This is a genomic window from Campylobacter sp. P255, assembly GCF_003627915.1.
GTDB lineage: Bacteria > Campylobacterota > Campylobacteria > Campylobacterales > Campylobacteraceae > Campylobacter_D.
This window is the reverse complement of the sequence record NZ_NREN01000001.1, coordinates 161931-183059: the sequence shown is the minus strand read 5'-3', so window position 1 is coordinate 183059 and position 21129 is coordinate 161931. Positions and strand designations below refer to the sequence as shown.

General features: G+C 31.3%; 21 protein-coding genes. 12 read left to right on the top strand and 9 right to left on the bottom strand.

Translation table 11 applies throughout. The features are described 5' to 3' along the window. Entirely contained in the window at positions 1-1341 is a 1341-nt protein-coding gene (locus tag CKA54_RS00900; protein WP_120759180.1) for a TolC family protein, read from the top strand. A gap of 115 nt (positions 1342-1456) precedes the next feature. Beyond that, positions 1457-2665, top strand: coding sequence for a sodium/glutamate symporter (gene gltS, locus CKA54_RS00895; RefSeq protein ID WP_120759178.1), 1209 nt, complete (start codon positions 1457-1459; stop codon positions 2663-2665). 23 nt (positions 2666-2688) lie between these two features. Here gltS and nth read toward each other — a convergent pair whose 3' ends face one another. Next, positions 2689-3315: an endonuclease III gene (gene nth / locus CKA54_RS00890; RefSeq protein WP_120759176.1), complete on the bottom strand. Its 627-nt coding sequence runs from the start codon at positions 3313-3315 to the stop codon at positions 2689-2691. 79 nt (positions 3316-3394) lie between these two features. Between nth and CKA54_RS00885 the strand changes: the two genes are divergently transcribed. The 5 genes from CKA54_RS00885 to CKA54_RS00865 all read left to right on the top strand — a co-directional run bounded on the left by CKA54_RS00885 (position 3395) and on the right by CKA54_RS00865 (position 8483). After that, positions 3395-4210 carry a peptidylprolyl isomerase gene (locus CKA54_RS00885; protein ID WP_120759175.1) on the top strand — a complete coding sequence of 272 codons (816 nt, stop codon included), beginning with the start codon at positions 3395-3397 and terminating at the stop codon, positions 4208-4210. Further along, a complete protein-coding gene (gene fbaA, locus CKA54_RS00880) occupies positions 4210-5274 on the top strand; it encodes a class II fructose-bisphosphate aldolase (protein WP_120759173.1) in 1065 nt (354 codons plus the stop codon). The genes CKA54_RS00885 and fbaA overlap by 1 nt, the downstream gene beginning before the upstream one ends. A 75-nt stretch (positions 5275-5349) precedes the next feature. After that, positions 5350-6681 carry a MotA/TolQ/ExbB proton channel family protein gene (locus CKA54_RS00875; protein WP_120759171.1) on the top strand — a complete coding sequence of 444 codons (1332 nt, stop codon included), beginning with the start codon at positions 5350-5352 and terminating at the stop codon, positions 6679-6681. Further along, entirely contained in the window at positions 6668-7618 is a 951-nt protein-coding gene (locus CKA54_RS00870) for an OmpA family protein (protein ID WP_120759169.1), read from the top strand. The genes CKA54_RS00875 and CKA54_RS00870 overlap by 14 nt, the downstream gene beginning before the upstream one ends. Next, positions 7605-8483 (top strand): 1-aminocyclopropane-1-carboxylate deaminase/D-cysteine desulfhydrase, encoded by an 879-nt coding sequence (locus CKA54_RS00865; RefSeq protein WP_120759167.1) that lies wholly within the window; start codon positions 7605-7607, stop codon positions 8481-8483. The genes CKA54_RS00870 and CKA54_RS00865 overlap by 14 nt, the downstream gene beginning before the upstream one ends. Here the strand turns inward: CKA54_RS00865 and CKA54_RS00860 are convergent. Further along, a complete protein-coding gene (locus CKA54_RS00860; protein WP_120759301.1) occupies positions 8468-9832 on the bottom strand; it encodes a sodium-dependent transporter in 1365 nt (454 codons plus the stop codon). The genes CKA54_RS00865 and CKA54_RS00860 overlap by 16 nt on opposite strands. Positions 9833-9935: 103 nt before the next feature. Here CKA54_RS00860 and CKA54_RS00855 point away from each other — a divergent pair, with 103 nt between their 5' ends. Further along, a complete protein-coding gene (locus tag CKA54_RS00855; RefSeq protein WP_172586648.1) occupies positions 9936-11111 on the top strand; it encodes an NAD(P)/FAD-dependent oxidoreductase in 1176 nt (391 codons plus the stop codon). A 20-nt stretch (positions 11112-11131) separates the two neighbouring features. Here CKA54_RS00855 and dsbD read toward each other — a convergent pair whose 3' ends face one another. Beyond that, positions 11132-12823, bottom strand: coding sequence for a protein-disulfide reductase DsbD (gene dsbD / locus CKA54_RS00850; protein ID WP_120759163.1), 1692 nt, complete (start codon positions 12821-12823; stop codon positions 11132-11134). Positions 12824-12915: 92 nt separating this feature from the next. Between dsbD and ppk2 the strand changes: the two genes are divergently transcribed. Beyond that, positions 12916-13743, top strand: coding sequence for a polyphosphate kinase 2 (gene ppk2, locus CKA54_RS00845; RefSeq protein ID WP_120759161.1), 828 nt, complete (start codon positions 12916-12918; stop codon positions 13741-13743). Positions 13744-13800: 57 nt separating this feature from the next. Then, positions 13801-14535, top strand: a complete 735-nt coding sequence (locus CKA54_RS00840; protein ID WP_335334108.1) for an amino acid ABC transporter permease — start codon at positions 13801-13803, stop codon at positions 14533-14535. On the opposite strand, the gene CKA54_RS00835 is transcribed toward CKA54_RS00840, so the two are convergent. The 5 genes from CKA54_RS00835 to CKA54_RS00815 are packed head-to-tail and all read right to left on the bottom strand — an operon-like array spanning position 14532 to position 19065. Next, the gene (locus tag CKA54_RS00835) at positions 14532-15296 is read right to left on the bottom strand and encodes a transporter substrate-binding domain-containing protein (protein WP_039664075.1); all 765 of its coding nucleotides are present in this window, start codon (positions 15294-15296) and stop codon (positions 14532-14534) included. The genes CKA54_RS00840 and CKA54_RS00835 overlap by 4 nt on opposite strands. Continuing rightward, positions 15293-16018, bottom strand: coding sequence for a 3-deoxy-manno-octulosonate cytidylyltransferase (gene kdsB / locus CKA54_RS00830; protein ID WP_039664073.1), 726 nt, complete (start codon positions 16016-16018; stop codon positions 15293-15295). Before kdsB ends, CKA54_RS00835 begins: the two co-directional genes overlap by 4 nt. Further along, the gene (thrC, locus tag CKA54_RS00825; RefSeq protein WP_039664071.1) at positions 16015-17424 is read right to left on the bottom strand and encodes a threonine synthase; all 1410 of its coding nucleotides are present in this window, start codon (positions 17422-17424) and stop codon (positions 16015-16017) included. Before thrC ends, kdsB begins: the two co-directional genes overlap by 4 nt. Continuing rightward, entirely contained in the window at positions 17399-18337 is a 939-nt protein-coding gene (locus CKA54_RS00820; protein ID WP_039664069.1) for a tetraacyldisaccharide 4'-kinase, read from the bottom strand. The genes thrC and CKA54_RS00820 overlap by 26 nt, the downstream gene beginning before the upstream one ends. Further along, positions 18334-19065, bottom strand: a complete 732-nt coding sequence (locus tag CKA54_RS00815; RefSeq protein ID WP_039664067.1) for an NAD synthetase, NH3-dependent — start codon at positions 19063-19065, stop codon at positions 18334-18336. Before CKA54_RS00815 ends, CKA54_RS00820 begins: the two co-directional genes overlap by 4 nt. Before the next feature lie 62 nt (positions 19066-19127). On the opposite strand from CKA54_RS00815, the gene CKA54_RS00810 reads away from it, so the two are divergent. Together CKA54_RS00810 and CKA54_RS00805 are read left to right on the top strand one after the other, a co-directional pair. After that, positions 19128-19727, top strand: a complete 600-nt coding sequence (locus CKA54_RS00810; protein ID WP_039664064.1) for an MBL fold metallo-hydrolase — start codon at positions 19128-19130, stop codon at positions 19725-19727. Further along, entirely contained in the window at positions 19727-20008 is a 282-nt protein-coding gene (locus CKA54_RS00805) for a hypothetical protein (RefSeq protein WP_039664062.1), read from the top strand. Before CKA54_RS00810 ends, CKA54_RS00805 begins: the two co-directional genes overlap by 1 nt. A gap of 16 nt (positions 20009-20024) precedes the next feature. On the opposite strand, the gene CKA54_RS00800 is transcribed toward CKA54_RS00805, so the two are convergent. Next, the gene (locus CKA54_RS00800) at positions 20025-21020 is read right to left on the bottom strand and encodes a c-type cytochrome (protein ID WP_039664059.1); all 996 of its coding nucleotides are present in this window, start codon (positions 21018-21020) and stop codon (positions 20025-20027) included. Positions 21021-21129 lie beyond the last annotated feature (109 nt).

Sequence of the window (21129 nt, the reverse complement as noted above, 5' to 3'; positions counted from 1 at the left end):
ATGAAAATATTTTTATTGTTTTTTATGGCTTTTTTCTTAAGTGCTTGCGTAGGAGTGAAGTTAGAACAAGTATCTCAAGAGCAGATAAAAAAAGATTATTTTGAAGAGTTTAACGCAAGTAAAGCATGGTGGAAAAAATATAACAATCAAGACTTAAATCGTATTTTAGATGCTGTGATTGATAATAATAAAGATTTAAATATTGCAAGAGTAAATTTTTTAAGCACCTTAGCACGATACAAGCTTTTGAAGTTAGATTTATATCCTAGCTTAAGTGGTAATTTGGGTGCAAGTGTAAGAAAAAATTTAAGTAATGGTTTGCAAACACATGATTTTTCCAATGGGATTATGTTAAATTATGAGCTTGATATATATGGCAAAATTTCAGATCAAGTTGCAAGTTCTGAGTTTTTGGCAAAAGCAAGTGAGTATGAGTTGCGTGCTTTAGAGCTTGATACAATAAATTTAGCAATAAATGCAATTTTTGAATTGATTTACTTTAATGATGTGGATCATTTGTTAAATAATCACTTAAAAAATCTTGAAAAAATGCTAGAAATTTACACTACAAAATTAAATTATGGTAAGATTGAATATATTGATCTTTTAAATATTAAAAAATCTTTACTAAATACAAGACAAAACATCATTGCAAATTTGCAAAATAAAGACTTAACGCTTAAAAATATTAAAGATCTGCTTGGTAAAGAAGATGAAAATTTGATCAATGCAATACTAGCTTATAGTTTAGATGATTTTTCTATGCACAAGCTTAATTTTGATATAGAATTAAATATGCTTGCTTATAAACCACAGGTGCAAGCAAAGTTAAATCAACTTAAAGCTTCTTATAAGGATTATTCAAGCATTCAAAAAGGTATTTTGCCTAGCATAAAAGTATTAGGTGCTTTAAATGGAAACCATACAGATATAGATGAGAGTTTTAAATTCTTATTTTTAGGTGGAAATATAGCCATTGAACTTCCATTTTTGGACTTTTATAGAGTAAAACAAAATGTCAAAATTTCAGAATTAGCCTATCAAGCTCGTTTATTTGAATATAAAGATGTATTGCAAAAAGCTATTCATGAGTTTAAACTTTGTTATGAAAATGATAGATATTATAATGATTTGTTAAATTTGGTAAAAGATATCAATACAAATCAAGCAAAAATTACACAGCTTTATTATGAAAAGTATGAATTAGGGCGTAGTGAATTAAAAGATTACCTTGATGCAGATGCCTTGCTTATTAATTCACTTCAAGAACTTAGTAGAGCAAAGCTTTCCTTGCTTAAAAATATTAATTTATATCATAATATTGTTTTGATTTCAGAGTAAAATAGACTTAAAAATGTTTCATTTTGTAATATTGTAGTTAAAGTATAATATTAATTTGCGTTGTTTTAAAGTCATTTAGAATACAATTGATAAATAAATCAAACAAAGGAGAGATATGAAATTTGATTTTTATGCAACGCTAGTTACTATGGTTATAGTATTACTTTTAGGCGTTTTTGTCATTAAAAGGGTAAAATTCCTTCGTGATTATAACATCCCTGAGCCTGTTGTTGGCGGTGGAATTGCTGCGATTGTTCTTTTAATCTTACATAGTTCTTTTTCATTGAATATCAAATTTGATGAATCTATGAAAGATCCTTTAATGCTTGCATTCTTTTCAAGTATTGGTTTGCTAGCTGATTTTGCTTCACTAAAAAAAGGTGGAAGAAAATTAGCGATTTTCTTGGTAGTAGTAGTTGGTTTATTATTTGCACAAAATATTGTTGGTATAGGTGTAGCAACTGCTATGGGACAAAATCCACTTATGGGGCTTATTGCAGGTTCTGTTACAATGAGCGGTGGACACGGTACGGGTGCAGCTTGGGCGGCTGAATTTATCAAAGAACCTTACCTTTATTCAAGTGCAACTACAGTTGCTATTGCGTGTGCAACATTTGGTCTTATTTCAGGTGGTATCATTGGCGGACCGGTTGCAAGATACCTAGTCAATAAGCATAAACTAGTGGTTCCAAAACAAAACGATGATAAAGATGCGATTTTAAATTTCCAATCTCCAGAAAAAGAAAGATTAATCACTCCATCTTCTTTTATAGAGTCTTTAGCATTGATTGCTTTGTGTTTGTTAATAGGTAGTGCTTTATCTGCTTATATTAAAACCAATACAGGGTTTACTTTGCCAACTTTTGTTTATTGTCTTTTTGTGGGTGTGGTTTTAAGAAATGTTTTATCAGCTACAAAAATTCATCATGTGTTTGATAGAGAAGTGTCAGTTTTAGGTAATGTGAGCTTGTCTTTATTTTTAGCTTTAGCATTGATGACAATCAATCTTTGGGATTTAGTTACCCTAGCTTTACCAATGCTAGTTATCTTAGTAGTACAAGTTGCAATGATGGCGGCTTTTGCTATATTTATTACTTTTAGAGTGTGTGGAAAAGACTATGATGCAGCGGTTTTAGCAGCAGGACATTGTGGTTTTGGTTTAGGGGCTACTCCAACAGCTATGGTAAATATGCAAACTGTAACAAATCACTATGGTATGAGCCACATGGCGTTTATTATCGTGCCTTTGGTGGGCGCATTCTTTATAGATATTGTGAATGCTTTAGTGATTAATGCTTTCTTGTATCTACCATTTTTCCATTAAAATCATCTAGCACTAAATTAGTGCTAGATTAATTTTTTATCTTTACTCTTACATAAATGATTTAAAAAGCACTCTTTGCATAAAGGATTTTTAGCCTTGCATGTATAGCGTCCAAAAAGCACCATAGCTTGATGGAGATAGTTGAGATTGTCTTTAAAAATTTTAGTTAAGTCTTTTTCAGTTTCTTCAGGAGTTTTAGCCTTGCTAAGATGAAGTCTATGTGAAACTCTAAAAACATGGGTGTCAACAGCCATGCAATTAGCCCCGCACCATTCTATCATCACTACATGTGCGGTTTTTTGTCCTACTCCTGCCAGACTTTTTAAATCTTGCTCATTTAGAGGAATTTCGCCATTAAACTGTTCGCAAACTGCTTGAGCCATTTTGATTAAATTTTGCGCTTTATTGTTATAAAATGAGCAAGAATTAATCAAAAGCTTCAAAGATGATAAGTTTGCCTTAGCCAAATCTTGTACGCTAGGATAAGCTTTAAATAAAGCAGGTGTGATGAGATTAACCCTTTTATCAGTACATTGTGCTGAAAGCATAACACAAACTAAGAGTTCATAGGCATTGGTGAAAACTAATTCTGTTTTTGCTTGTCCAAAATGCTGTAAAAATAATTCTTTAATTTCTAAATTTCTTTTCATAAACTTATTGTATGTTAATCGGCTTTAAATAAAGTTTAGATATAATAAAATTAACAAAACTATTTCAAAAGGAAAAACAATGAAAAAAATTTCTTTAGTTGCTGCGGCTTTGTTGACAGGTTTGAGTTTGAATGCTGCGGTGGTTGCAACCCTTGATGGAAACAACATTAGCGATACGGAAGTTAATGAATTTTTTGCTCCTATGTTAAGAGGTGCTAAAATCAACGATTTGCCAGCTGAGCAAAAAAAAGCAATCATTGATCAATACATCATTCAACAACTTGTATTAAAAGATGCTAAGGCTCAAAAAATTGAAAACGACCCTTCTTATAAAGAAGAATTAGAGCGTGCTAAAGAAGCTATTTTGGTAAATATCTACCAAAAGAAAATTTTCGATTCTATTAAAAATAACGATGCGAAAGCTAAAAAATACTATGAAGCAAATAAAGATAAATTTACTAAACCAGCTCAAGTAAAAGCTAAACATATTTTAGTAACTAATGAAAAAGAAGCTAAAGATATCATTGCTCAGCTTAGTAAACTAAGCGGAAAAGCTTTAAATGATAAATTTGCTCAACTTGCAAAAGAAAAATCAATAGATAAAGGTTCTTCAGCTCAAGGTGGTGATCTTGGTTGGTTTGCTGAATCAACTATGGTAAAACCATTTGCTGATGCGGTTTTTTCTATGAAAAAAGGTACTATTTCTAAAACTCCTGTGAAAAGTGATTTTGGGTATCATGTTATCTTAAAAGAAGATGCAAGAGCAAAAAGCACTGTAGGATTTAATGAAGTAAAAGCAGGTATAGAAAATACAATTAAAATGGAAGAATTTAAAGAGCTTATGAATAAAAAAGCTCAAGATCTTCTTCAAAAAGCAAAAGTGGAATACAAATAATGGGCGTATTAGATCTTGTTAAGCCAGGTGTGTTAAGTGGTGATGATCTAAATATCGTATATAATTATGCAAAAAAAGAAGGTTTTGCTATCCCTGCGGTGAATGTCGTAGGGACAAATTCTATCAATGCGGTTTTAGAAAGCGCTAAAAAAGTTAATTCGCCTGTGATTATTCAATTTTCAAATGGTGGAGCTAAATTTGTAGCGGGAAAAGCTTGCCCAAAAGCTGATGTACTTGGTGCAATAAGTGGTGCAAGACATGTGCATTTAATGGCAAAAGCTTATGGCGTGCCTGTGATTTTACATACAGATCATGCTGCTAGAAAATTACTTCCTTGGATTGATGCTTTAATTGAGGCAAATATTGAGTTTAAAAAGGAAACAGGTAAACCTTTATTTAGCTCTCATATGATTGATTTAAGTGAAGAGGATTTAGAGAGTAATTTAAGCACGTGTGAAAATTACTTAAAACAAATGTCTGAACTTGGGATTTCTTTGGAGCTTGAGTTAGGGTGTACAGGTGGAGAAGAAGATGGAGTGGATAATACCAACATCGATAATGCAAAATTATACACTCAGCCTGAAGATGTAGCTTTAGCTTATGAAAGACTTTCTAAGATTAGTGATAGGTTTTCGATCGCGGCAAGTTTTGGTAATGTGCATGGAGTGTATAAACCAGGCAATGTAATTTTAAGACCTGAAATTCTTAAAAATTCTCAAAATTATGTAAAAGAAAAATTTGGCTTAAGTGAAGAAAAACCGATCAATTTTGTCTTTCATGGCGGTAGTGGAAGTGATATAGAAGATATCAAAGCAGCGCTTAGCTATGGCGTGATTAAGATGAATATAGACACAGATACTCAATGGGCTTTTTGGGATGGCGTGAGAGAGTATGAGTTTAAAAATAAAGCTTATTTGCAAGGGCAAATTGGCAATCCTGAGGGCGATGATAAGCCAAATAAAAAATACTACGATCCAAGAGTATGGCTTAGAGCGGGCGAAGAAAGTATGATCAAACGCTTAGAGTGTGCTTTTAGTGATTTAAATTGTATCGATAGAAACTAAGAGTTTTATAACTCTTAGTTGATTTTCCTGTGAAGATTTTCAATTTTTAGAGTAAAATTAACAAAGGTTTATAAAATGGAAGTTAAAACAACTGATGATTTTTCTGATCTTGTATTGCCTGAAGGAAAAGGTAGTACAGGGATTGTTGCGTATTTAAAGATTATATTTATCCCTGCTATGTTGTATATTTTGGTTCTTTTGGGGTATTTTGGTAAGATTGATTTTAAAGTAGAATTACATAGTGTTGTAATGATAGGGATTATCTTTTTAGTGGCTTTGATTTTTGCAAGACATAGTGCTGATTATGCTTCGAGTATTTTCGAGCAGCAAAAAGATGAATTTAAGCTTATTTTAAAACGCTACATTATGAAGCATTTTTTAGTTATAGGTAAAGAGACAAAATCTAATGCGAGTTTTGATGATTTTGCTTATGCTTATGTGAAAGATCTAAGAAATGAAAATTTTGCTTCTGTAGGCGCAGCTATTTTTCCTATGCTCGGTATTTTGGGGACTTTTATAAGTATAGCAATGTCTATGCCTAATTTTAATTCAAGTGATACAGCAGGCTTAGAGCAAGAAATTTCAGTTTTACTCAATGGAGTAGGAACTGCCTTTTATGTTTCAATCTATGGAATTTTTTTAGCACTTTGGTGGATATTTTTCGAAAAATATGGCAGTAGTAAATTTCAAAAACTCTTAAATCGTCAAAAAAATGCAACAAGTGATTTTTTCTGGTCTAAAGAAGAAATCGACAGAAAATACCTTCAGGAAAGTTTGCAACACTTTGAAAAAATTGGCACGATTTTTGAGCATGTTAGCAATGAAGAGTTTTTCAAAGAATTAGATCATACAATAGATAGAAAATTTAAGGTTTTTCAAGAACTTGTAAATGCTGAAGAAAAGGCTGTAAGATTAAGCAGTGAGCATGTGAAACAAACTATGAGTGATTTATCTAAAACCCAAAGAGAACAAAAGGACATCGTGAAAACTTATAGTGAAATCGCAAATGCGGTTAATATGCTAAATTCAAATATTAAAGAATTAACTTTGAGAATTTCAGAGCAATACAATAGGCTTTTAGATGTGAGTTCGGATAAAATTGTTCATCTAGATAAAAGCGTGAGTGCTTTAGATGATAAAGTGAATAATTTTTCAAATAATATAGAAAAATATCAAAATCTTATGCTTGATAATCAAACCAAGCTTTTTGAAGGTTTTAAAGCAAGTATTATAGAAGGAATGCATACTTTTAAAGAAGCCTATGAAGATGAGAAAAATATCGATGAAAAAATTTCTTTAATGCAAGAATTTAAAGAAGAAAGCAAAGAATTAGATGAGCAAACCTCACAAGTGATAGCCAAACTTGAAAATCAAAAAGAAGATGAAAAAGTAGATGATAAAAAATAATTCTAATAGCGAAGAAAATAATTTTTGGATTGCTTATGCTGATTTAATGGCAGGTTTGCTTTTTATATTTATCTTGCTTATTGGTGCTATAGTAGTTAAGTATGTTTTAACTCAAAGTGACTTACAAACCATTAAGGAAAATTTACAAAAACAAGAAGAGCGTTTAAGAGAAAACAAAGAAGAATTAAATCAAAAAGAGGATATTTTAAAAAGCCTTAGTCAAAAGCTCAATACTACTTCAAGTACACTTGATGATGTTAGTAAACAAAAGCAAGCTTTAGAAGCAAATATCACAAAGCTTAATCAAGATTTAAATTCAAGTTTAGATGAAAAAGATCAACAAATTTTTGCCTTGCTTGAGAGGTTAAATAAAAAAGATGAAGAAATTAAAGAACTAGAACACAACTTTGAAGAAGCTAAGTCTAAAATCAAAGAATTAGGCTTAATCAAAGAAAATACCATTAAAAATCTTCAAGCCAAATTTGATACAAATATCACTTTGGATTCTAATTCAGGTGCGATAGTTTTACCTTCTGAAGTACTTTTTGATACCAATTCTTTTACTTTAAAAGCACAAGCAAAAGAAAATTTAAAGGTGATCTTAACACAGTATTTTGATAATATCTTAAAAGATGAAAATATCTTAAACAGTATAGAAAATATAGTGATAGAAGGTCACACAGATAGTGCGGGTTCTTATATATACAACCTTGATTTATCGCAAAAGAGAGCTTATGCGGTGATGAGTTTTATCCATTCATTTTATAAAGATCCAAGATTGCAAAAGCTTTTAATGGCAAGTGGTAGGTCTTATTCTGATGTGATTATGAAAGATGGTAAAGAAGATAAAGAAGCAAGCCGTAGGATAGAGATAAAATTTAATATCAATACAAATAATGCTTTAGAAAAGGTTGAAAAATACCTTGATAGCAAGTAGAATTGATGTTGTAAAATACAAAGATTTTGAATTTTTACTCAAAAGAGATGATTTACTAGGTTATATCAACGGAAACAAGGCTAGGAAGCTAGCCTTGTTTGAAAAAAATAAACATTTATTCAAAAAAGGACAAAGATTTATTTCTTTTGGTTCTTCTCAAAGTAATGCTTTGGTTGCTTTGGCTAAATTTTGCCATGAGAATGATTTTTTGCTTATTTTTGTTTGTGAAAAAATCAGTACTTTTTTAAAAGAAAACCCCCATGGTAATTTAGAATTTGCTTTAAAACATAATGTTATCTTAGTGGAAAATGAGAGCTATCCCACAAGAAGATTACAAGCCTTGGCTTTAAAAAAAGATGATGATATTTTCATAGAAGAGGGTGTGGCTATAAAAGAAGCTGAGTTTGGCTATAAACAACTTGCTTTAGAGCTTAGTGAACAATTAAACGAAAATGTAAGTATTTTTTTACCCTCAGGCACAGGAACTTCTGCGACTTTTTTGGCTAAACATAGTCAATTTAAAGTGTTTACATGTGCTTGTGTAGGCGATAGTGCGTATTTAAAAGAACAAATCTTAGCTTTGGAACCAAATTATGATTTTAATAATTTAACTATATTAAATCCACTTAAAAAATATCATTTTGCTAAACCATATTTGGAATTATATGAGCTTTATGATGATTTAAAAAGAGAGTGTAAAGTAGAGTTTGATTTGCTTTATGATATGGTAGGCTTTAAAACTTTATTGGCCCATAAAGAACAACTCGGTGAAAAAATCTTATATATCCATCAAGGAGGCCTTGAGGGAAATATAAGTATGTTAAAACGCTATGAGTATAAATTTAAAAATCAAAAAATACCATAATAAAAAATCACTAAGATAATCAAAGGTATAATGAATTTAACATAGTAATACCACAGTGTAAAAATATTGCCTTTTAAGGTATTTTGGTTGGAAAGCTCATAAATAGCATCTTTTTTTAGCACCCAACCTACATAAATGCAGCAAAAAAATGCAGTTAAAACAAAAAAGATATTTCCACTGATAAAATCAAAACTATCAAAGATATTCTTTCCCTTAATGATGGTGATATCTCTTAAAGGACCATAGGTGAGTATACAAGGTAAATTTCCTAATATAAAAATGGTTCCAAGTGTGAGGTTAATCGCAGTATTTTTAGCCAGTTTAAATTTTTCCTCTAAAACACTAATGATCACTTGATAGATTGGTAAACTAGTAGTAAGCGCAGCGATGATCAAAAGTAAAAAGAAAAATACACAAATTAAACCGCCAAAAGGTATATGCGAAAATGCTACGGGCAGGGTTTTAAAAACCAAAGATGGACCGCTATCAGGGGTTAGACCTACACTAAATAAAGCAGGGAAAATCATAAATCCAGCAAGCACTGCTATAAGAGTGTTTAAGATCCCAGTATAGATAGAAGTTTTGATCAAATTTTCATTTTTTTTAAGATGAGAAGATAGGGTAATCATTACACCAAAACCTAAAGAAAGTGCAAAAAATACTTGTCCTAAAACATCTATAAATAACTTAGGAGTGATCTTAGAAAGATCAGGGGTAAGGTAAAATTTCACACCTTCACTTGCACCATCAAGGGTTAAATTGCGTGCAACAACGATCAAAAGACAGATAAATAAAAATGGCATAAGATATTTTACGGATTTTTCTATGCCATCAATGATACCTTTTTTTAAAATAATCCAATTAATCGCCACAAAAATTGTAGTAAAAACACCTATTAATAAAGGGTTGTTTTCGATAGTTGTATTGTAAAATTCACTAGTATATTGAGCATCAATTGGTGTTGAAAGATTGAAATCACCTATGATGATCTTAAAAATATAAGCCAAGACCCAACCACCTATAACCATATAATAAGCCATAATTCCAAAACTACCCAAAAGCCCCATATAGCCAACGCCTTGCCATGGGCGTGCTATTTTGACGCCATTATTGGTTTTTCCACCAAAAGCGTCAACTGAATTTAGCATTCTGCGTCTTCCTATGACATTTTCCACTAAAATTACAGGAATTCCTATAAAAATCATTGCGATACAAAAGGCTAAAACATAAGCACCACCACCATTTTCACCTACTAAATACGGAAAACGCCAGGTAGCTCCAAAACCTATCGTTGCTCCTGCGACAGTGAGTATGTAAGTTAGCGTGTTGCTCCAAGTTTGTCTTTGCATGCTTTTTTCCTTACTAAAATTAAATAAAAAATATTTTAAGATAAAAAATAATACCATTATGCCAAATTTTTATTTATTTTTTTATCAAATTAAAGGAAAATCCATGCAAAAAAAGAAAATTTTGTTTTTAGGCGCAGGATATGCTACCTTATCAGCGATAAAAGCTCTACCAGATGAATTGTTTGAAAAAGCACAGGTAAGTTTGATTAGTAATTATTCATATCATTATCACACTATTTTATTACACAAAGTAGCTTCTAATGAAGATATTTATAGCTCAAAATACGATCTTCTGCCTTTGCTGAATCCAAAAATCAATTTTATTCAAGATAAAGTTTTAAAAATTTCTAAAGACAAAGTTTTTACTCAAAATGGCGAATTTGATTTTGATATCTTAGTGTGTGGGCTTGGTTTTGCTAAGGAAACTTTCGGTATCAAAGGTATGCAAGAATATGCTTTGAGTATAGATAATTATGAAAATGCTTTAAAAATTAATGAAGTCATTTATAACAAAATCCAAGACTACAAAAACACTCACAATGAAGATGATTTAAAAATCACAGTCTGCGGTGGGGGGTTAAGCGGAGTGGAATTTGTAGCTTCTTTAGCTAAAGAGCTTAAGACTTTTTGCCAAAAAGAACAGATCGATCATGATAAAATAGAACTTTCCCTTATTGAAGCTATGGATCAAATTCTACCGATGTTTGAAAAGAAATTAGCCTTAAAAGCAAAGCATAGATTGGAGCAACTTGGCGTTAAAGTTTATGAAAAATCAAAAATTATAGAGTGTGAGAAAAATGGTATCAAGCTTGATGGAGGTATGTTTATTAAGGCAAACACTATCATTTGGACTGCTGGAGTTAGAGGTAATAGCGTAATCGAAAATAGCACAGATTTTCCAAGTACAAGATCTCGTGTAGAAGTAGATGCTTTTATGCATCCATTAAATGTAGAAAATGCATCAAAGTATTTTTTTATCGGGGATAATAGTTTATTTAAAGATCCTAAAACCAATACTCCTTATCCACCAACTGCACAACTTGCATTAAGAGAAGGTGCTTATGTGGCTAAAGCTTTAAAGGCTTTGGTAGATGAGGAGGAATTTAAGCAAGAATTTTCTTTTGTAAGTGGAAATACGGTTTGTTCTATTGGTAATGATTATGCTGTTGGTACGGTTTTACATAAACCAATTAGCGGTTATTTAGCGATCAAGCTTAAAATTTTTATAGAGAAATTGTGGCAATACCAACTTGAAGGAATAAAAGGTTTTTTCAAATAAAATTAATTTAAATAGAGTTTTTAAGGAACTCTATTTAAAAATTCATCTGCATCCACATAGCCGATAATACGACCTTTTTCTTCGCTTTTGTTAAAAAATATCATTACAGGTGGACCAAAAACATTTAGCTCTTTCATAAGCTCTAAATCTTCTTGAGTATTATGTGTTACATCTGCTTTTAGTAGGGTGTATTTGGTAAGTAAATTTTGCACTCTAGTATCTTTAAAGGTATACTCTTCTAAGAGTTTGCAATTTTCACACCATGCGGCTGTAAAATCAAGCATAATGGGTTGGGTTGAATTTTGTAGTTCTTGTTCAAGTTCTTTTAAATTTTTAATGGTTTTAAAATTCAAACTAGTATCAATTTCTTTAGAAGCAAGGTTAAACTCAAGAGGTTTTAATAGGCTTTTAGATCCCATAAAACCACCTAAAAGTATACTTAAGCTATAAACTAAAATTAAAATCATACTTGCTTTTTTAAATTTATCAAAGTTATTTTTTACTTCATCAAATAAGCCCATAAAGCTTACAAAAAATACCCCAATAACCCCATAAAGCATTAAAATAATGTTTGCACTAAGTATTCTTTCAAGCATCCAAACTGCCATAATTAACATGATAAAACCAAAGAAAGTTTTTATCTTGAGCATCCATGCGCCACTTTTTAAAAAGCTTCCACCAAGACCGATTAAAAGTAAAGGTATACCCATACCAAAACTCATCACAAATAAAGAAAGTCCTCCTAAAAAGACATCTCCGCTATTAGTGATGTAAAGTAAAGCACCTGCTAAAGGTGCTGCTACACAAGGTCCTACAATGAGTGCTGATAAAAAACCCATAACAGCTATGCCAAAAACCCCATTTTTACCTTCAATTTTTTTATTGATGTAGTTTTGAAATTTAAGTGGAAGTTGTAAGTCATAAAGTCCAAACATAGAGAAAGAAAGTAAAACAAAAATACTTGCAAATGTGATGATGATCCAAGGTTGTTGTAATAAACCTTGTACATTTGCTCCAGCAAATCCCACCAAAGCACCTGCTATAGCATAAGCTAAAGACATAAAAAATACATATACAAACGATAAATAAAAGCTATGTTTTTTGGAAGGTTTATCTTTAAGCTTCATTGCAATTAATGATGATAAAATAGGGATCATCGGTAAAATACAAGGGGTAAGTGCTAGCAATAAACCATAGCCAAAAAATGTCACGAGTGTGATGAATATATTTTGCGTGCTAAGATCACTTGCAATTTGCTCATCTTCGCTTTGTTTTTTAAACTGATCTTTAGCTGAATTGATAACATAAATTCCATTTTGCTTATAAAGCGTGTAGTCTACATATACAGGACGATAGCATAAGCCTTCTTCTGAACATCCTTGATATACTAAATTTAATTTTGCTTGCTTGTTTTTTATGAAATCATCAAGTAAGAGTTGAGGAATGAAGAGTTCTAGTTGTTTAAAGATTACTTCTTTATTTTCTCTTGTTTGTGTTGGTGGAAAATTGAGTAAAGAAGTGATGTTGTTGGAGTTTAATTCAACTTTGATTTGATCTTTGTAAAGATAAATTCGATCAGCAAGATTGATTTTTAGAAAAATTCCTTGGCTATCGCTGTGGGTATTGAGCTTAAATGCTTCGCTAAGAGACAATACTCCATTGTTAGCAAAGGCTAAATTTAAAAAAATAAAAAATACCGCAAAAAAACGCATTTTTATCCTTGAAATTAAATTTTAAATTTGTTTTATTTTACTTATTTGTGGTAAATTTAAGTTAATAATCATCCTCAATCAAGGAGCAAATTATGGGTAAGGATAAATTTACTCTCATTAAGGTTAAAAAATCTACTCTTGAATATGAAAATGAACTTAAAAGATTGCAAATTGAGCTTTTGAAATTTCAAAACCATGTAAAAGAAAAGGGTTTGAAGGTCTTGATTTTGATCGAAGGACGTGATGCTGCAGGAAAGGGTGGGGCTATTAAAAGGCTTATTGAGCATTTAAATCCTAGAGGTTGTCGTGTGGTTGCACTTGAAAAACCAAGTGATGTAGAAAAAACACAATGGTATTTTCAGCGCTATGTGACGCATTTGCCCGCTGCTGGTGAGATAGTGATTTTTGATAGATCTTGGTACAATAGAGCAGGGGTGGAGCCTGTTATGGGGTTTTGCACTCCAAGTGAACATAAAAAATTCTTGCGTGAAGTAGCTTCTTTTGAGGAAATGTTACTTGATAGTGGAATTTTATTTTTTAAATTTTATTTTTCAGTCTCTAAACAAGAGCAAAAAAAGCGCTTTGAGCAAAGAAGGATAGATCCGTTAAAACAATACAAACTTTCCCCAGTGGATGAAAAATCCCAAGAATTATGGGACAAATATACTTTAGCAAAATATTCTATGCTTTTAGCTTCTAATACGCCAAAATGTCCTTGGGTGATTATCAACTCAGATAATAAAAAGAAAGCAAGGATTAATTTGTTTAAGTATTTGTTACATGCTTTAGAATATCCTAATAAAATTAAAAATAAATACTTTCAATATGATAAAAAATTAGTGCGTAGTGGCGAGGAGGAAATTCGAAAAATGGAGCTTAGTTTGAATGATGAAAAACTTAAAAAATTTGATAAAAAATAAAGGGCAAAATTGAGTAATCTTTTTATAGTATATAATAAATTTAACGAGCACAAAAAAATCACTTTAAAAGTCTATGCATTTAATGCTTTTTTATTGACTTTTTTATTGTTTTTGTTTTTTTATTTATCTTTTTTAAGTGCTAGTTATAATTTTGATTTTGGGGCGATTTATGAATACAAAGATAAAATGATAAAAGGATTTTTTACAAGTTTTTTTGTTAGTATCTTATCTTTGATTGTGGGTGTGTTTTTTGCTTTAATTTTATGTTATATGAGTCTTTGTAGAATAGTGCTTTTTAATATGTTTGCAAGGGTTTTTATAGAGCTTGTTAGAGGCACGCCTTTGCTGGTGCAAATTTTATTGATTTATTATATTTTTGCGGATAATTTTGGATTAAACAACCGTTATGTTTGTGGAGTTTTGATTTTGGCGTTATTTGCAAGTGCTTATATTTGTGAGATATTTAGAGCAGGGATTTTAAGCGTTGAAAATATGCAATATCAAAGCGCTAAAGCTTTGGGTTTGAGTGAGTTTGAAATTTACAAAAGTGTGATTTTTCCTCAAGCATTAAAAAATATCCTAGCACCGCTAAGTGGACAACTTAGCAATTTAATCAAAGATAGTTCGCTTTTAAGTGTGATAGCTGTTTCAGAATTAACTCAAAATGCCCAGGAGATCAATGCTTTTACCTTTTCTACTTTGGAAATTTACATTCCTTTGGCACTTTGTTATTTGGTGCTGACTTTGCCTATTTCTATGCTTTCAAGAAGGCTTGAAAAGAGTTTTTCTTAAAAGAAAAACTCTAGCTTTTGTTTTTTAAAAATTGTTTGCATGTCTTGAAGATATTTTTGACCTAGTTTATCAAAAAAACCATTTTCTTTAGATTTTAAAATAAATTCATTCAACTCTTCTTTTAAATTGGTATTGTTTTTATTTAAAGCTATAGCCCATTGTTCTGGTGTTTTTTCAAAAGGAGTGAAAATGGCTTTAGTTTGTTCGGGGTGTTTTTCCCATGCTTTATAAATGCTCATTTGATCATAAATAAACGCATCAGCTTTGGCTTGAATAACCTCTAAGATGGCCGCATTTTCTTTATCAAAAACTAAAATTGTTGCATTTTTAAGATTTTTTTGTGCATATAAATGCGCACTAGACCCTCTTTTTAAAGCAAGAATTTTCCCTTTTTGATTTATATCTTCTATAGAGTTGATGTTGGATTTTTTAGCACTTAGTATTGCTAAATGGGCTCTTGCATAAGGAATGCTAAAGTCAACGACCTTTTTTCTTTGTTCGCTTATACTCATAGAAGACATGATTAAATCAATCTTTTGGGTTCTTAAAGCAGGGATTAAACCATCCCATGCTATGTTTTGAATTTTTAAATCATAGTTTTTTTCTTTAGCAAAAGCTTGTAAAAACTCTACGCTAATGCCACTTGGATTGCCTTTGGTGTTACTCATTTCAAAAGGAGGGTAGGCTAACTCCATGCCTACGATTAATTCTTTTGCATGGAGTGTAAAAAACAAGCTGAGTAGAAAAAGTATTTTTTTCATATTTTCGCTCCAAATTGAGCTAAAGCTCTTTCATAATCTTCTTTTGTATCTATACCTATGCTTTGACTTTGTATTTTTAACATTTTGATTTTTTTGCCATTTTCTAAAGCTCTTAGCTGTTCTAGTTTTTCACACTCTTCCAAAGCTGAATTTTTCAAAGTGCAAAATTCTTGTAAATTTTTAACCTTATATGCGTAAATTCCAAGGTGTGCTTTGAAATTTTGTTTATAATTTGCTCTTTCATAAGGAATTTTAGATCTTGAAAAATATAAAGCATAATTATTAATATCAGTAACTACTTTAACTAAATTTGGATCTTCACAAGCTTTTGCATCCACTTCTTTATAACAACTACTCATAAAACAAAGCTTATCTTCAAAAGCTTTTTGACTAAATGCTTTAAAATTTTTGATATTTTGTGTTTCTATGAAGGGCTCATCAGCTTGTACGTTGATGATAAGTTCATCTTCGCTTAGTTGTAAAATTTGACAAGCTTCGTTGATTCTATCAGTACCGCTTTCGTGGTTTTTGCTTGTTAAAACCGCTTTTATGTTATGTTTTTGTGCTATCTTTAAAACTTCTTCATCATCAAGTGCTACGCATACTTCATCAACTTCTTGCATTTTTTTAGCTGTGTAAATAAACATAGGCAAATTGCCAATTTCACATAAAATTTTATTTTCAAAACGACTTGATTTTAATCTTGCAGGTATGATTATCATTGTTTTATCCATTCTATAATAGTTTGTTTTAAATTTTCAAGTTTGCAAACTGGGTTTTGCTTTGGCATATTTGTAAATAAGCTTGCGATATTAGGGTGAATTTTTTGGTTAAATTCTTTTGCAAGTTCTTGCATGCAAGCTTGTTCATCTTGGCATTCTTTATTATATATTGCTTGATACATGCTTGGTGTAAATTTACTCCATTGTGCTGTGGAGGTAATGAGGGTGGTGGTGTTAGGATCAAGCATTTTAAAACAAGTGCAAGTATGAGGGTCTAGTAGTCCCAAATGACTGTATTGTTTGATATATTGCATGCATTCATCATCGCTGCAAAAATCAGCTTCAAAATCTTCCTGTAAAAGCTCTAGTTCTGTTTGGTTAAGTTTGTAGTATTTTTCATTTTTTAAAGCTTGCATAAGCTCTTTGGTGCGTTCATCTTTAAATTTATCAAAAAGTAATCTTTCAATATTTGATGATATGAGTATATCCATCGCAGGAGAAATGGTCTTTTGTAAGCTTTTATTTCTTAAGTCATATTTGCCTGTATTGAAAAACTCACTTAAGATGTTATTAGAATTTGAGGCAATTTTGATTTTTCCTATTTTTGCTCCCATTTTTTTAGCATAATAAGCTCCCAAAGCATCACCAAAATTTCCACTTGGAACAATAATATCAATTGTCTTGTTGATTTTTAAACTAGCATAGTAGTGGTAGATGATTTGAAAAAGTATTCTTCCAAAATTAACTGAATTGGCTGCACTTAAACTTAACTTTTCTTCTTTTAAGGTCTTTTTAAAATCCTCATCATTTAAAAGTGATTTTAGAGCATTTTGTGCATCATCAAAATTACCCTCAATAGCTATAGATTTTAAATTGCTTGCATTTGAATGCGTCATTTGCAAAGCTTGAGTTTTACTTGTGCCTTCATTTGGATAAATACAAACTACTTTTATACCTTTTTTATTTTCAAAACTTTTTAGTGTAGCAGGTCCTGTATCGCCACTTGTGGCACACATGATTAGAAAATCATCATCTTTTTTTAAGTGTTCTAAAAGTACGCCAAAAGGTTGCAAGGCCATATCTTTAAAAGCCCTTGTTGGTCCATGAAATAATTCATTAATGTAAAGTTTATCGTTGATTTTTTTTATATCAATAGGGCAGGTTTTATCATCAAAACTCTCATAAGTTTTTAAAGCTTTTTCAAAAACCTCAAGCTCTAAATCAAAGTCAAACGCCATAATGATTTTTAAAGCTAGCTCTTTGTAATTTAAATTTTTCAAAGCTTCATTGTCTAGTTTGGGTAGATTAAGTGGTGCATATAGAGCATTATTAGGCGCACTAGGGCTAAGCAAAGCTTTTGAAAAGCTTGTTTGATGGTTTTTATCTTGGGTTGAGTGTAGTTGCATTTTCTTCCTTTTTGTTAAATTGATCAATATAATCTTGTAAAACTTGTTTAAAGCTATCTTTTAAAACAATATCAAGATGAATCAGCTCGGTTTTAAAGCCAAAATCCTTCACTTTTACATAGTCTTTAAAGGTTAGCATTAAGGTGTCGCAGTTATGCTTTTTTAAAAGTTTTTCTAATTCTTCTTTTTTAAAAGTATAATGATCAGCAAAAAAATAACAAGCCCTAGCTTTGATAAAATGTTCATACAGTCTAAAAGGCTTTGCAATAGAGCTTATCAAAATGGCTTTTTGATTTTCTTTTACATGAGAGTAACGCACAAAGTCTTCATTTTCTTTAGCTATGAAATCAGCCTTTTTAGTAAATGATTTTGGCAAACGATATGCCCCGCTGGGCAAGGTAAAATCAAAAAAAGGTTTTTCTTTACTTTGTAATAAAACATTGAATTTTTTAATATGAAATTTAGAAAAAGCATCATCTAAAAGTATGATTTTTGCTCCAAGTTCGATAGCTTTTTGTATCCCTTTAACCCTATCTTCGCTAACTATCACACCGCTAATATGCTTTGTGAGTGCATACTCCATAGCTTCGTCGCCGCTTTTTTTAATATCGCATAAAATTTCATCTTTATGTTTGACTATGATTAAACCCTTGCTTTGTCTTTTATAGCCTCTTAAAATGATAAAACAACCCTCAAATTCAGTAGCTATAGCTTTACAAATGGGTGTTTTGCCATTGCCTCCTAGAGTGAGATTGCCTATGCTTATAATCGGTAGATTAAAGGTTATTTCTTTTTTAAATTTAGTGTTTAAAATCGCTATAACCATATATAAAAAGCTAAAAGGTAAAAGCAAAAAAGCTAGAGTTTTTTGCAAAAAACTAGGTTTAAAAAAATACCGATCAAGCCAAGTCATATGGTGTCTTTTGGTGTTGTTGGGAGTTTGCGTTTAAAGGCGTTATCTTGTACACGTTTTAGGACTAAATTTTTTAATTTTTCATCGAATTTTTCTAAACTTTGATTGTTTTCTAAAGCTTTTAAAACCTCGTCTAAAACTTCATATTTATAACCTAACTCACTTTCATCGCTTTGATTTGGCCAAAGATCAGCACTTGGGGCTTTTTGTATGAAATTTTTATGCACGCCCATTAATTTTGCAAGTTCAAACACTTCACTTTTATAAAGTGTTGCCAAAGGATTAAAAGCACAAGCTAAATCTCCATAAATAGTCCCATAGCCAAGCATTAGTTCGCTTTTGTTGGAAGTGCCTACTACTAAAGCTTGGTGTAAAGCTGAATAATCATAAAGCAAACTCATGCGTACTCTTGCGGCTAAGTTGCCAAAACGTAAAGGGTTTAGATCTTGACAAATTTTTTCATAAGCACCAAGAACTTCATCAATATAAATAATTTTGTGATGAATTCGTAAATCTTCACAAAGCATCAAAGCATCATTTAGATTTTCTTTTTTAGAATGTTTTGTAGGCATTAAAAGGGCAAAAAGTTTTTCGCCCACTGCTTTTTTGCAAAGATGAGCGACTAAGGCTGAGTCTATCCCGCCACTTAAACCCAAGATAAGATTTTTATCTCCTGCTTGTTTTTTTATAAAATGGATCAATAATTCTTCTATTTTAGTATAATTCATATAAAATCTTTACAAAGTTAATTTTTTAAAATTATATTTGATTTAGTTAAAAGGAAGTTTATATGCGTATTTTAAAACAACCATGTGGAATGTATGAGACTAATTGTTATATCATAGATCACAATAACAAGCAAATCATCATCGATCCGGGTGAGAATGCTTATGAGTTTATCAAAGAAAATACAAGCAAACCTTTAGCTATTTTAAATACGCATGGTCACTATGATCATGTGTATGATAATGCTAGGGTTAAAAATGCTTATGCGATCCCGCTTTACATTCACCAAGATGATGCTTTTATGTTAAGTGATCCTTTTAATTATGGTTTTGAACACTCAAACGCTGATGTATTGGTAGAAAATGAAAATGAATTAAATATAGATGAGTTTAAATTTAAATTTCATCATTTTCCAGGACATACTCCAGGGTGCTGTATGATAGAGTTGGTAGGAGAAGATGTGCTTTTTAGTGGAGATTTTTTGTTTTATCGTAGTATCGGTAGATGGGACTTTCCTTATTCGGATGCGACTAAGATGAAAGAAAGTTTGCTTAAAGTTTTAGCTTATGATAAAGACTTTAGATTGCTTCCCGGGCATGGGGAGGAAACTACTTTAAAAGAAGAGCAAAAAGCAATTCCTGCTTGGTTAAGGTATTTTCACTAATGGATAAGGTTTTATATTTTTTAAGCTTTTTGTTGGTTTTAAGTGCAATTTTGAGTTTTTTTAAACCCAAAGAAACAAAAAAGAAATTTTTTCATAAATGCCCGTGTTTTAAAGCAGTAGAAAATGGCTTAATGAGTAGAATTTGCATTTACACAGGAAGCTTTGGTTTTATGTACTCGGTGCTTTATATGGGTTTTGGTGTATATGATAAAAAGCTTTTTATTATATTACTTTTATCTTTTGCTATATGGTATTTTGCTTGGGTTTTAAAAAAAGAATAGCCTATTAAAGGCTATTTTATTTTGTGTGAATATACAAAGGTTCAAAAGGACCATAACGGTGTTGTTCTATGCTGAATTTATCGTTTTTAGCATAAGGTTTAACATCCATATCTACAGGCTTGATATCACGATCTGGAAAATCTTTGTCTCTGTGTTTTTTAATAGGTCTTGCTTGAGAATTAATATAAGCTGCTACATCGTAAGCTTGTTCTAAATTTAAAGTCGCATCATCCTTAGGCATATTTGCCTTGATGTAACTTGCAGCTTTGATGAGTCTATACATACCTGCACCTGTGTTATAGCTATCATCACCCCATAAGGCAGGGTAGATATAATAACTCATGCTAGGATCATCACTTTTTAAACCTTCGCCATTTTCACCATGACAGGCAATGCATCTTTCTTGGTAGACTTCTTTACCCTTGGCAGGATCTGCAGCCCGCTTCAAAAGAGCTATTTTAGGTAAACCTTGTCCTTGAGTTTTTGCCCCTACTGCTACCCCTTGAGAAAGATAGTGCATATATGCAAGCATGGCTTTCATTTGAGGAGAGTTAATCGGAAGTTTTTTACCATTCATGGATCTTTCCATACAGCCATTGATTCTATCTTCTAGAGTGATGATTTTATCTGCTCTTGCATTATACTGTGGAAAGCGTGCGTAAATTCCTACAAAGCCAGATTGGTTTTTAATGGTGCCTGCGTTTGCATGGCAACTTGAGCAAGAAAGATTATTACCTGCATAACGGTTTTTAGGATCTTTTGCTTGTGGTCCTATGTAATTGGTAGTGTAATTTAAAATTTTATTACCCAAGATAACTGCTTGAGTGTAGGGTGAGTGAGGTAATTTTTCTTCAACAATTACACCATTTTCTATAGTGTCTGGAACTTTCCACTGCGCACTTTGTAGTTGGATACCGGTTTCTTTTTTTGCTTGAAGTTTTGCATGATCAAATGCAAAGCTAGAGCTGAGTAAAAAAGATAACGATAAAGCTGAACATAAGACTTTATTCATTTTTTCCTCCTTTAGCTTGTCTCGTTTTTATCTTATAACTTGAAATTTAAAAAAATATTAAATGTTTTTATTGTAAAAATATCCCTAGATAATGCTATTTAGTTTTTAA